This is a genomic window from Plantactinospora sp. CA-290183, assembly GCF_050936375.1.
In the GTDB taxonomy this organism is placed as follows: domain Bacteria; phylum Actinomycetota; class Actinomycetes; order Mycobacteriales; family Micromonosporaceae; genus Plantactinospora.
Map to the genome: position 1 here is coordinate 540867 of NZ_JBNJMX010000001.1, position 12192 is coordinate 553058.

Consider the following 12192-nt stretch of genomic DNA (forward strand, 5'->3'; position numbering starts at 1 on the left):
GATGGACTCTTCACCACCGGATGTAGCCGACGTCCGCCCGGTGTCCCCCGGCGGCACCGCCGGCTCCCACCGGCCGTTGCCCCCGGCGCTCGCCGCCACCCTGGTCTTCCTCTCCAGCGGGGCGGTGCTCGTACTGGAGACGGCGTCACTGCGGCTGGTCGGCCCGTACGTCGGGGTCACCCTTCAGGTCACCAGCTCGGTGATCGGGGTGGCGCTGGCCGCGATCGCGTACGGCGCCTGGCTGGGCGGGTGGCTCGCCGACCGGCGCGACCCGCGCGGACTGCTCGCCCCGGCGCTCGTGCTGGCCGCCATCGCCACCGCACTCACCCTGCCGATCGTGCGGTACGCGGGCGAGGTGCTGCGTGGTGGCGCCGCCGTCGGCATCCTGCTGCTCGCCTCGCTGGCGATCTTCCTGCCGGCCGCGCTGCTCGCCGCCGTCACGCCGCTGGTGGTGAAGTTGCAGCTCGGCGACCTGCGCCGGACCGGCCAGGTGGTGGGCCGGCTCTCCAGCATCGGCACCCTGGGCGCGATCACCGCCACCCTGGGCACCGGGTTCGTGCTGGTCGCGGCCCTGCCGAGCACCGCGATCGTGGTGGGTCTCGCCGTGCTGCTCGGGCTGGCCGGGCTCGGGCTCGCCGGCTACCTGCACCGGGTCGGCGGCACCGCACTGCCCCGGCGGTCCCGGGCCACCGCGGCGCTCGCGGTGCTGGGCCTGGCCGGCGCCTCCGTCTCCAGCGTCGCACCCAACCCCTGCGACGTGGAGACCGCCTACCACTGCGCCTCGGTGGAGGCGGACCCGGGGAACTCGACCGGGCGCTACCTGGTGCTCAACTCGGCCTGGCACTCCTACGTGGACCTCGCCGACCCGACGCACCTCGAATTCGAGTACACCCGCTGGTTCGGCGCGGTCGCCGACGTGGCGGCGCCGCCGGGGCGCGCGCTGGACGTCGTACACCTCGGGGGTGGTGGCTTCACGATGCCGCGCTACCTGACCGCGACCCGGCCCGGCACGGACAACGAGGTGTACGAGATCGACGGCGAGCTGGTCGAGCTGGGCCGCCGCGAGTTGGCCGTGCGCACCGGCCCCGAGCTGCGGGCGCGGGTCGGCGACGCCCGGATGCTGATCGGGACGCGGCCCGCCCACAGCGCCGACCTGGTGGTCGGGGACGCGTTCGGACACCTGGTGGTGCCCTGGCACCTGGCGACCCGGGAGATGGCCGCCGAGGTCGCCCGGGTGCTCCGCCCCGGCGGCGTCTACATGCAGAACGTCATCGACCACCCGCCGCTGCGGTTCATCCGGGCCGAACTGGCCACGGTGGCGGCGGAGTTTCCGCACACCGCGCTGATCGCCCCGCCGGCCGCGATCTCCGGGGCGCAGGGCGCCAACTTCGTGATCGTCGGCTCCGACGCGCCGCTGCGGCTCGACGTGCTCCGGCAACGCCTCGACACCTCGGTCGACGCGCCGGTCACGCTGCTGGCCGGCACCGAACTCGACCACTTCGTCGACGACGCGATGGTGCTCACCGACGAGTACGCCCCGGTCGACCAGCTCCTCGCCACCGCCTGACCGGCCCGGCGGGCCGCGCGGCGCACACCGCCGGAACCGGCGGGACGACCGCCGTTTCCCGGCGGTTCGCGACAGTTTCTCGCGAAGAGGTGTAGCCGGAGGTCCGTCCGGGCAAAGAAAATCGTCATGGGTGGGGTGGCGTCACCGGGACCGGGTGGCGAGTGAGGTGGAATCGCCATGACGGGTACGGGTCGGTGGACAGCGGCGGACGAGGACGCGATCGAACTGCTGGGCGACCGGTACCGGTTGATCGAACAGCTCGGCGTCGGCGGCATGGCGGTGGTCTGGCGGGGCTACGACGAACTGCTCGGCCGCCCGGTGGCGGTCAAGATGCTGGCCTCGCGGCTGGCCAACGACCGCGCCTTCCGGCACCGCATCCGGGCCGAGGCCCGGGCCGCCGCGCGGCTCTGCCACCCACACATCGTCGGGGTGTACGACTACGGCGAGTCGGCACGCTCCGGCCGGACCGTGCCGTACGTGGTGATGGAACTCGTCGACGGAGACTCCCTGGCGAGCCGGTTCGCCCGGCAGGGCCGGCTGCCCTGGCGCGAGGCGGTCACCATCTGCGCCCAGGTGGCCGCGGCGCTGGCCGCCGCACACGTACGCGGCGTGGTGCACCGGGACATCACCCCGGGCAACGTGATGCTCACCCCGATGGGCGCCAAGGTCGTCGACTTCGGCATCTCCGCCCTGGTCGGTGAGCGGGAGGCGGGACCCGACGGGCACCTCTTCGGCACGCCCGCGTACCTCGCCCCGGAGCGGCTGGACCAGGGGGAGGTCTCGCCCGCCACCGACGTGTACGCGCTGGGGCTGCTGCTGCACCGCGCGTTGGCCGGGCGGCTGCCGTGGCGGGCGAAGACCCGTACCGAGATGCTCCGGGCCCACCTGCGGGAGGCACCGGAACCGCTGCCCCCGCTGCCCGGACTGCCCGACGAGGTCGCCGCGCTCACCACCGCCTGCCTGGCCAAGTCCCCGGCGGACCGCCCGCACAGCGTCGAGGTGGCCCGTACCCTGGCCGCGGCCGCCGGGGTGGCGGTGGCGGTGCCGGCGCTGCCCGTACCGTCCGGGGCGGACCCGGCGGCGGCCGACGACGGGGCGGCGCTCTCCACCGCCAACACGACGATCCTGCCCTGGTCGACCGCGACCGGCGCGCTCCCACTGCCCGGGGCCCGCCGGGGCCGCCCGGCCCTGGCCGGCACCGACCGGACCCGGGCCGTGGCGGTCGCCGCCGGCCTGATCGCGGTGACCGGGCTGATCTGGGCCGGTACCGGGGGTTCCAGCAGTCCGGCCGACGGCGGGCAGCGGACCGACCTGGCGCTGGGCGGCGAGAGCACCTGCCAGGTCGACTACGCGCTGCGGACCGATTCCGGCCGCGCCTTCCGGGCCGACCTCACGGTCACCAACACCGGCGTCGCGCCGATCCCGGACTGGGCGGTCACCTTCGCCTTCCCCGGCGACCAGATGCTGACCCGCAACCCGACGTCCGGCTCGGGCCAGCAGGGCCGGGAGGTGTCGATCCGGCCGGAGCCGGGCGGCCCCGAGACGACACTTCCGGCCGGCGGCGAGGCCCGGTTCGAGCTCACCGGCACGTACGCGGGGGCCAACCCGCTGCCGGTCGAGTTCCGTCTCGCCGGCGCGCCCTGCCGGGCCCGGGTCACCGGGGTGAGCGGGGAACCGGTGGACGCCGGCGGCGTCGCGGCGGGTGCGGTGGCCCCGGTCAGCTCCCCGACCGACTCGGGCACCCAGGGCGCCGGCGCCAGCCCGGACGGGCGTACCGGGACCGGCACCGGCACCGGCGAGGGGTCCGGACAGAGCGCGAAGCCGAAGCCGAAGAAGCCGGCCGCGAAGCCCGGCAAGGCGCCGGGCAAGGGCCAGCACCCGGGCGGCAACGGCGAGGACTCCGACGACGACGAGGATTCCGGCGACGAGGAGGAGTCCGGCGACGAGGGCTCCGGCGACGAGGACGAGGACGAGGGTTCGGAGGACGGCGAGAACTGACCGCCGTCGCGGGTGGGCGGCGCCGACACAGCCGCCGGGGATCGGCCGGGGCGTCCGGCCCCGGGTACCCGGCGTACCGGCCGGGACCGGGCGACCGCTGTCTGCGCCAGCCATCCCCGCACCGCTACTTGTGGGTTTCCGCCACATGGCACGTGCGGGACGTCACTCCTACCGTGAGCCGACGATGCTCTTCCCAACCCCTCACGTGGAGCGATGATGACGGTCCGGACGACACGGCGCGTGCCTGTCACCGCCGCTGCGACACGGCGCGTGCCTGTCACCGCCGCTGCGACACGGCGCGTGCCTGTCACCGCCGCTACGAGACGGCGCGTGCTCGTCACCGCCACCACGGCGCTGGCCGTGGCGTTCGCCGCGACGGCCTGCGGCAGCCCGCAGGAGACCGCGACCGGGGGCGGCGACGGCGCCGCGCCGGTCAGGGTCGGCCTGGTCTACTCCCAGTCGGGCGCGCTGGCCAGCTACGGCAAGCAGTACATCGAAGGCTTCCGGGCCGGCCTGTCGTACGCCACGAACGGCACCAACAAGATCGGCGAGCGTACGGTCGAGGTGACCGAGGTCGACGACGCGGGTGACCCGGCGAAGGCGGTCTCCGCGGCAAAGGACCTGATCGGCAAGGGCTACCGGATCCTCGCCGGCTCGACCGCCTCCGGGGTCGCCCTCCAGGTCGCCCCGATCGCCGCCCAGAACAAGGTGCTCTTCATCTCCGGCCCGGCCGCCACCGACGGCGTGACCGGGGTCAACAAGTACACCTTCCGCTCCGGCCGGCAGTCGTACCAGGACGTGATGACCGCGAAGTCCTTCATCGGTGACGCCACCGGCAAGAAGGTCGTCGTCTTCGCCCAGGACAGCGCGTTCGGCAAGAGCAACGAGGCGGCCGTCAAGGCGGTCATCGGCGCCGCGGGCGCCACCGTGACCAGTGTGCTGGCGCCGGCCAGCGCGACCGACTTCACGCCGTTCGCCAGCCAGCTCACCTCGGCCGGGCCGGACCTGCTCTTCGTCGCCTGGGCCGGCACCTCCGCCCCGGCGATGTGGCAGACCCTCGACCAGCAGGGCGTGCTCGGCTCGACCACGGTCGTCACCGGGCTGGACATCCGGGCCTCCTGGCCGACCTTCGGCGCGGCCGGCAGCAAGATCTCCTTCCTCTCGCACTTCTTCGACGCCGCCGCCGACAACCCCGCGGCGAAGGCCGCCAGGGCCACCGTGCCGGGCGGGTCGCTGGACCTGTTCCACCCCGACGGCTTCACCGCCGCGCAGATGGTCGTCCGCGCCGCGCAGGAAGGTGGCGACGACGTCGACAGGATGGTGACCGCGCTGGAGGGCTGGAGCTTCGACGGGGTCAAGGGCAGGATGACCGTCCGGGCCGAGGACCACGCGCTGCTGCAACCGATGTTCCAGGCCAGGCTCGGCGGCGCCGGTGAGGCGATCAAGGCCGACCCGCAGAAGGTGCTGACGCCGGACGAGACGGCGCCGCCGGCCGTACCGATGAAGGGCTGAGCGGTGCTCGCCACCCGCGACCTGACCTGGCGGATCGGCGAGGTAGCCATCGTGGACGGCGTCGACCTGGACCTGGCACCGGGGGAGTTCCTCGGCGTGATCGGTCCCAACGGCGCCGGCAAGACCTCGCTGTTCAACCTCGTCTCCGGACTGCGCCGGCCCACCGCCGGGCAGGTGCTGCTGGACGGCACCGACATCAGCGCCCTGCCGCCGCACCGGCGGGCCCGGCTCGGCCTGGGCCGGACCTTCCAGTCCTCGTCGGTCTTCGGCTCGCTGAGCGTGCGGGAGAACGTCCGGCTCGCCGTACAGGCGCGGCGTGGCGGGTCCATGCGGCTGTGGCGGCGGGCGGCGGCCGACCGGGACGTGCTCGCCGCCGCCGACGCGGTGCTGGACCGGGTCGGCCTGGGACACCGGGGTACGGCGCAGGCCGGCACGCTCGCGCACGGCGAGAAACGCAAGCTGGAGATCGCGCTGCTGCTCGCCGGCGAGCCGAGGGTGATGCTCCTCGACGAGCCGATGGCCGGGGTGAGCGCCGAGGACGTGCCGGAGCTGGTCGCGGTCATCCGGTCGCTCACCGGCGAGCAGGGGCGGTCGGTGCTGATGGTCGAGCACCACATGGACGTCATCCTCGGGCTCGCCGACCGGATCGCGGTGATGCACCACGGCGCGCTGCTCGCCTGCGACGTACCCGCGACCGTGATGGCCAACCCCGTGGTGCAGGAGGCGTACCTAGGTGAGTCGCTGTGACCAGTCCCGCTGACCCGCGGCACGAGCCGATCCTGACGGTGGCGGACCTGTCGGTACGCATCGCCGGGCTGCACATCCTCCAGGGGGTCTCCTTCACGGTCGCCCCCCGCGGGGTGACCGTGCTGCTCGGCCGCAACGGGGTCGGCAAGACCACGACCCTGCGGGCCGTCCTCGGCCTGACGCCGCGCGGCGGCGAGGTGCGCGGCACGGTACGGATGGCCGGGCGCTCGCTGACCGGCGAGTCGACCCACCGGCTGGTCCGGGCCGGGCTGGGCTACGTGCCGGAGGACCGGTGCGTCTTCGCCGGCCTCACCGTCGCCGAGAACCTGCGGCTGGCCGAGCGCCGCTCCGGCGTCGCCGCTCCCGGGGTCGGCGACACCGCCGCCGTCGGCCGCGCGGTCCCGGACTACGACCGGGTGTACGAGCTCTTCCCGGAGCTGAAGCGGCGGGGCCGGCAGCGGGCCGGCTCGCTCTCCGGCGGGCAGCAGCAGATGCTCGCCATCGGCCGGGTGCTGCTCAACGACAACCGGCTGCTGCTGGTCGACGAGCCGACCAAGGGGCTCGCCCCGAAGGTGGTGACCGAGGTGGCCGAGGTGCTGGAGCGGGTCGCGGTCGCCGTACCGGTGCTGCTGGTCGAACAGAACCTGGCCGTGGTACGCCGGCTGGCCCGCGACGCGGTGGTGCTGGCCGCCGGCCGGGTCGCCTGGACCGGCGACGCCGGCGGACTGTTGCGGGAGACGGAGTTGACCAGATCCCTGCTCGGCGTCGGGACGCACGGCGAGACCGCCGCCCCGGCGGAGCGCGCGGCCACCGGCGCCGTTCCCGCCCCGGCGGATGCCACCGGGGAGGTGGCCGGTCGATGAGCACCGTCGTGCTGCTGACGCTGACCGGGCTCGGGCTGGCCGCGCTCTACTTCCTGGTCGCCTCCGGGCTCTCCCTCGTGTTCGGCCTCGCCGACGTGCTCAACTTCGCGCACGGGCTGTTCCTCTCCGTCGGGGCGTACGCCACCTGGTGGGCCGCGGGGAACCTGCCCGGCGCGGGCGCGCACGGCCTCGGCTTTGTCCTCGCGGTCGCCTTCGGCGTGGTCGCCGGGGCGGTGGTGGGGATCGCCGTCGAGCTGGTGATGATCCGGCCGCTCTACTCCCGCACGATCGAGCAGGTACTGGTCACGGTCGGGCTCTCCCTGGCCGGGGTCGCGTTGCTCCAGGCGACCTGGGGTGCGGACCCGCGCCCGTTCCCCCGCCCCGACTGGACCCAGCGGGTCACGTCGGTGCTCGGCGCCAAGGTGCCGAACTCGGGGATCCTGCTCATCCTCGCCGCCGCGGCGGTACTGGCCGCCCTGCTCGGCTTCCTCCGCTACACCCGGTACGGCCTGATCATCCGGGCCGGGGTGGAGAACCGGGAGATGGTCACCGCGCTCGGCATCGACGTGCGGAAGGCGTTCACCCTGGTCTTCGCCATCGGTGGAGCCGCCGCCGCGCTGGCCGGCGCACTCGGCGGGGTCTACTTCGGCTCGGTCTCGCCCAGCCAGGGCGGCTCGCTGCTGATCTTCGCCTTCATCGTGGTGGTGATCGGCGGGATGGGCTCGGTCGTCGGCTCCGCGTACGCGGCGGTCGCCGTCGGCCTGCTCCAGCAGTTCGTGAACTACTACGGCACCTCCGGAGCGGGGGACATCTGCGTGGTCGCGCTGCTGGCGGCCGTGCTGCTGTTCCGCCCACAGGGCATCGCCGGAAGGGCGGCAACGACATGACCGACGTGAGGACGGCGGCGGCCACCCCGCCCGCCGCGCCGCCGCCCGCCGACCCCGGGCCGGCACCCCGCCGGGGTTGGCGGTCGGCCCTGCGGCCCTGGGTCCCGCTGCTGGCGCTGCTGCTCTTCGCGGTGCTGCCGTACTCGACGCTGAGCCTGCCCGGGGTCTTCGACGGGCCGCTCAACGCCCCCGGCACCCTGCAACTGCTCGCCATCTGCCTCGTCTTCGGCGGCCTGGCGGCCGGGTACGACCTGCTCTTCGGCCGGACCGGGATGCTCTCCTTCGGCCACGCGCTCTACTTCGCGGCGGGCGTCTACGGCATCGACATCCTGGTGACCCGGGTGGGGCTGCCGCTGTGGTCGGCGGCGCTGCTGACCCTGACCGGCGGCACCATCCTGGCCGCGCTGCTCGGCGCGGTGGCGCTGCGCACCGCCGGCATCGCGTTCGCCATGGTGACCCTCGCGTTCGCCCAGGTCGGTGCGATCCTGGTGGCCCGGGACTTCGGCGGGCTGACCGGCGGCGAGGAGGGCCTGCCGCTGGATGTCTCCGGGCTGCCGGAGCTGCTGGTCGGGGTCACCAACACGGTCAACCTGTACTGGCTGGCGCTGGCGTACCTGGCGCTGGTGGTCTTCGTGGTGCACCGGGTGGCCGCCTCGCCGACCGGGCGGGTGCTGGCGGGACTGCGCGACGACGAGCGGCGGATCGGCGTCCTCGGGCTCGACCCGTACCGGTACAAACTCGTCGCGTTCACCCTGGCTGGTGGCCTCGCCACGGCCGGCGGGGTGATCTACTGCCTGCTGGTCGGGGGCGCGTCCCCGCACGTCACCTCGTCCGAGTTGACGCTCTCGCTACTGGTCATGGTGGTGCTGGGCGGGCCGGGTACCCGGTGGGGCCCGGTGCTCGGCGGGATGCTCTACATGTACCTCGACCACCGGCTCACCGCCTTCGGCACCTCGTCGGCGGTGGACTCGCTGCCGGGCGTACTGAGCGGACCGCTGTCCCAGCCGCTCTTCGTACTCGGCACGGTCTTCATCCTGGCGGTCTACTTCTTCCCCGGTGGGCTGGCCGGGCTGGCCTCCCGGCTCGGGCCACTGCGCTCGGCGCTGGCGTCCCGCCGCCACCCCCCGACCTGACCCCGGCCGATCCCATGATCGCGTAAAGTCCGGCTCGCTCTGGGCGGCCGGACTATACGCGATCATGGGATCTGTCCGGGGGCGGCGGGCGCTGCTGGTGGGTGAGGTCGGCGGCCGCTGGTAGAAATGCCGCATGAGCGAGGACCGGAGCGCGGTACGGGAGCGGGCCGAGGCGGTGCTGCGTCGGCTGGCCGGCGAGCACGCCCGGCTCCGTGAGGACCAGTGGCGGGCCATCGAGGCGCTGGTGGTCGACAAGCGCCGGGTGCTCTGCGTCCAGCGGACCGGCTGGGGCAAGTCGGCCGTCTACTTCGTGGCCACCGCGCTGCTCCGCCCCGCCGAAACGGCGGGCGCCACTCAAGCGGCGGGCGGCACTGGTGCAGCGGGTGCCCCGGGTGGAGCGGCGGGCAGCCCGGCCGGGCCGACCGTGATCGTCTCGCCGTTGCTCGCGCTGATGCGCAACCAGGTCGAGGCGGCGGCCCGGGCCGGCATCCGGGCGCGCACCATCAACTCCGCCAACCTGGACGAGTGGGACGAAATCGCGGCGGAGATCGCCGCCGGCACCGTCGACGTCCTGCTGATCAGCCCCGAGCGGCTCAACAACCCGGACTTCCGGGACGGCGTACTGCCCCGGCTGGCCGCGACCACCGGGCTGCTGGTGGTGGACGAGGCGCACTGCGTCTCCGACTGGGGGCACGACTTCCGGCCGGACTACCGGCGGCTGCGTACCTTCCTGGCCGGGCTGCCCGCCGGGACCCCGGTGCTGGCCACCACCGCCACCGCCAACAGCCGGGTCACCGACGACGTGGCGGAGCAGCTCGGTGACGCCCTGGTGCTGCGGGGCACGCTGGACCGCGAGTCGCTGCGGCTGTCCGTACTCGATCTGCCGAGCCCGGCGCACCGGCTCGGCTGGCTGGCCGACCACCTCGACCGGCTCACCGGCTCGGGGATCATCTACACCCTGACCGTCGCGGCGGCCGGCGAGACCGCCGAGTTCCTGCGCTCCCGGGGGTACGCCGTGGCGACCTACACCGGCCAGGCGGAGGACTCCGACCGGCGGGCGGCCGAGCGTGACCTGCTGGACAACAAGCTCAAGGCCCTGGTCGCGACCTCGGCCCTGGGGATGGGGTTCGACAAGCCCGACCTGGGGTTCGTGGTGCACCTGGGCGCTCCGCCGTCGCCGATCGCCTACTACCAGCAGGTCGGCCGGGCCGGCCGGGCCGTCGCGCACGCGGACGTGGTGCTGCTGCCCGGCGCGGAGGACCAGGCGATCTGGCGGTACTTCGCCTCGCTCGCCTTCCCGCCGGAGGAGCAGGTGCGGGCGGTGCTCGCCGCGCTGCCGACCGACCGTCCGCTCTCCACCGCCGCGCTCGAACCGATCGTCGACCTGCGCCGGGCCCGGCTGGAGATGATGCTGAAGGTGCTCGACGTCGACGGCGCGGTACGCCGGGTCCGGGGCGGTTGGGTCGGCACCGGCGAGCCCTGGCACTACGACGTGGCCCGGTTGCGCCGGGTGGCCGAGGCCCGCACCGCCGAACAGCAGGCCATGCGGGAGTACGTCGACACCGCCGGTTGCCGGATGCAGTTCCTGCGGCGCTGCCTGGACGACCCGGGGGCGACCCCGTGTGGCCGCTGCGACCGGTGCGGCGGGCCGGACCTCGGCGCCGAGGTCTCCGCGCCGGCACTCGCCGCCGCGCAGGCGTTCCTCGGCCGGCCCGGGATGGAGATCGCGCCGAAGAAGCTCTGGCCCACCGGTCTGGAGGCGGTCGGCGTCCCGTTGCGCGGCAGGATCGGACCGGCCGAGCAGGCGCTGCCCGGCCGGGCCGTCGGGCGCCTCTCCGACCTGGGCTGGGGCGGGCGGCTGCGTGGCCTCGTCGGCCCGGACGCCCCCGACGCGGAGCTGCCGGACGACGTGGCCGCCGCCGTGATCGAGGTGCTGAAGGCGTGGGCACACGGGGACGCCCCGTGGCCGGCCCGGCCGGTCGGGGTGGTCGCGGTCGGATCGCGGCGCCGGCCCCGGCTGGTGCGGGGGCTGGCCGGGCGGATCGCCGAGGTGGGTCGGCTGCCCCTGCTCGGCGAGGTGCCGGCCCGGTCGGCGGAGTCGGCCGGCGGTGGGCCGCGGGGCAACAGCGCCCAGCGGGTACGCGCGCTGCACGGCGCCTTCGCCCTGCCCGATCCGCTGGCCGAGGCGCTGGCCGGGGTGACCGGCCCGGTGCTGCTCGTCGACGACCTGGTCGATTCGGGGTGGACGATGACGATGCTCGCCCGCCTGCTGCGGCAGGCCGGCGCGCCGGGCGTGCTGCCGCTGACCCTCGCGGTCGCCGGATAGCGGCTCTCGTCGTCGCGCCGACGTGGTCGCCGGCCAGCGGCTGTCCTCGTCGCGCCGACGTCGTCGCCGGCTGGGTGGGCCGTCAGCCGGGTGGGCCGTCAGCCTGGGCGGCCGTAGCCGCGGATCGGCTGGTAGTCGACCCGTTCGACGCGGATCCGGGTGCCGCTACGGGGCGCGTGGATGATCTTCCCGGCGCCGATGTAGATCCCGACGTGGTGGATGTCGCGGTAGTAGAAGACGAGGTCGCCGGGGCTTCGAGCGGCCCGGCTGACCCGGGTCACCGCCCCCCACTGCCGGGCCGCGTTGTGTGGCAGCCGTACGCCGGCCGCCCGCCAGGCCGCCGCCGTCAGGCCCGAGCAGTCGTAGCCGTCCGGCCCCTCCCCGCCCCAGCGGTAGTGCTTGCCGAGCTGCGCGTACGCGAACCGTACGGCCTTGCCGGCGGCGCCGCTGACCGGCACGGGGATCCGGGGCGCGGCCTCGTCCGGCCGGTCGCCGTCGGGGTCGGGGAGCAGGGCGAGCCGTTCGATCTCGCGTTCGATCCGCAGCTTGCGGTCGGCGAGCTGCCGCTGCTGGCCACGCTGCCGGGTGAGCAGGGCCTCGGCGGCGTCCCGGGCGTCGGCCAGCCGGGTGTGCGACTCGCTGAGTGCCCCGATGGCGCGGCGCTGTTCCCTGGTCAGCCGGTCCAGCAACAGCAGCGGATCCACCAGGTTGTCGCCCCGGGTGGCGCCGATCAGCGCGCCGATGAAGCCCAGTGAGCCGGTGTCGCCGGTGCGGTAGGCGCGGGCCGCCATCACGCTGACCTCGGTACGGAGAGTCTCGATCGACCCTTCCAGCGCCACCATCTCCTCGGCGAGGGCGGCGCTGCGTGTCCGGGTCTCGCGCAGGTCCTCCCGGAGGTCGTTGTACTGCTCGATGACGACTTCCAACTGCTCCGCCGCGACGCTGAGTCGATCTTCAACTGGTTCGGCGAGGGTTGCCCGGCCCGGTGTCGGGGCGAGCGCGAGTGCCACGGTCACCCCGGCGGCGAGGGCGGCGGCACGACATGGCAATGCGGAGGTCGGCACGAGGGGTTCAACGATCGATGGCCCGTCAAGGCCACGCGCTGAAATACGTCAATTACTTTCTGTGCTCCTCCTGGTCCGCCGGCGGCGCCGCCCGC

Annotated in this window: 9 protein-coding genes; 8 read left to right on the forward strand and 1 reads right to left on the reverse strand. The window is 74.5% G+C overall.

The window, feature by feature from the left end; translation table 11 throughout:
- The first annotated feature begins 1 nt into the window (after window position 1).
- From ACQEUR_RS02620 to ACQEUR_RS02655, 8 genes are all read left to right on the forward strand, one after another.
- On the forward strand, window positions 2–1567 hold the full coding sequence (locus ACQEUR_RS02620) for a fused MFS/spermidine synthase (RefSeq protein ID WP_433024625.1): 1566 nt from the start codon (window positions 2–4) through the stop codon (window positions 1565–1567).
- A 177-nt stretch (window positions 1568–1744) separates the two neighbouring features.
- Window positions 1745–3565 carry a protein kinase domain-containing protein gene (locus tag ACQEUR_RS02625; RefSeq protein ID WP_433024627.1) on the forward strand — a complete coding sequence of 607 codons (1821 nt, stop codon included), beginning with the start codon at window positions 1745–1747 and terminating at the stop codon, window positions 3563–3565.
- 330 nt (window positions 3566–3895) lie between these two features.
- Entirely contained in the window at window positions 3896–5077 is a 1182-nt protein-coding gene (locus tag ACQEUR_RS02630; protein WP_433024629.1) for a substrate-binding domain-containing protein, read from the forward strand.
- 3 nt (window positions 5078–5080) lie between these two features.
- On the forward strand, window positions 5081–5824 hold the full coding sequence (locus ACQEUR_RS02635) for an ABC transporter ATP-binding protein (protein WP_433024631.1): 744 nt from the start codon (window positions 5081–5083) through the stop codon (window positions 5822–5824).
- Entirely contained in the window at window positions 5821–6687 is an 867-nt protein-coding gene (locus ACQEUR_RS02640) for an ABC transporter ATP-binding protein (protein ID WP_433024633.1), read from the forward strand. Before ACQEUR_RS02635 ends, ACQEUR_RS02640 begins: the two co-directional genes overlap by 4 nt.
- Window positions 6684–7574, forward strand: a complete 891-nt coding sequence (locus ACQEUR_RS02645) for a branched-chain amino acid ABC transporter permease (RefSeq protein ID WP_433024635.1) — start codon at window positions 6684–6686, stop codon at window positions 7572–7574. The genes ACQEUR_RS02640 and ACQEUR_RS02645 overlap by 4 nt, the downstream gene beginning before the upstream one ends.
- Window positions 7571–8707, forward strand: coding sequence for a branched-chain amino acid ABC transporter permease (locus ACQEUR_RS02650; RefSeq protein WP_433024637.1), 1137 nt, complete (start codon window positions 7571–7573; stop codon window positions 8705–8707). The genes ACQEUR_RS02645 and ACQEUR_RS02650 overlap by 4 nt, the downstream gene beginning before the upstream one ends.
- Before the next feature lie 133 nt (window positions 8708–8840).
- Window positions 8841–11033 carry a DEAD/DEAH box helicase gene (locus ACQEUR_RS02655; RefSeq protein WP_433024639.1) on the forward strand — a complete coding sequence of 731 codons (2193 nt, stop codon included), beginning with the start codon at window positions 8841–8843 and terminating at the stop codon, window positions 11031–11033.
- Between the two features lie 98 nt (window positions 11034–11131).
- Here ACQEUR_RS02655 and ACQEUR_RS02660 read toward each other — a convergent pair whose 3' ends face one another.
- Window positions 11132–12043: an NlpC/P60 family protein gene (locus tag ACQEUR_RS02660; protein WP_433024641.1), complete on the reverse strand. Its 912-nt coding sequence runs from the start codon at window positions 12041–12043 to the stop codon at window positions 11132–11134.
- Window positions 12044–12192 lie beyond the last annotated feature (149 nt).

What these genes read in the sequence shown, in the direction of transcription:
- ACQEUR_RS02625 (WP_433024627.1), top strand. Translation starts at nt 1,745, where the DNA reads ATGACGGGTACGGGTCGGTGGACAGCGGCGGACGAGGACGCGATCGAA.
- ACQEUR_RS02645 (WP_433024635.1), top strand. Translation starts at nt 6,684, where the DNA reads ATGAGCACCGTCGTGCTGCTGACGCTGACCGGGCTCGGGCTGGCCGCG.
- ACQEUR_RS02650 (WP_433024637.1), top strand. Translation starts at nt 7,571, where the DNA reads ATGACCGACGTGAGGACGGCGGCGGCCACCCCGCCCGCCGCGCCGCCG.
- ACQEUR_RS02620 (WP_433024625.1), top strand. Translation starts at nt 2, where the DNA reads ATGGACTCTTCACCACCGGATGTAGCCGACGTCCGCCCGGTGTCCCCC.
- ACQEUR_RS02655 (WP_433024639.1), top strand. Translation starts at nt 8,841, where the DNA reads ATGAGCGAGGACCGGAGCGCGGTACGGGAGCGGGCCGAGGCGGTGCTG.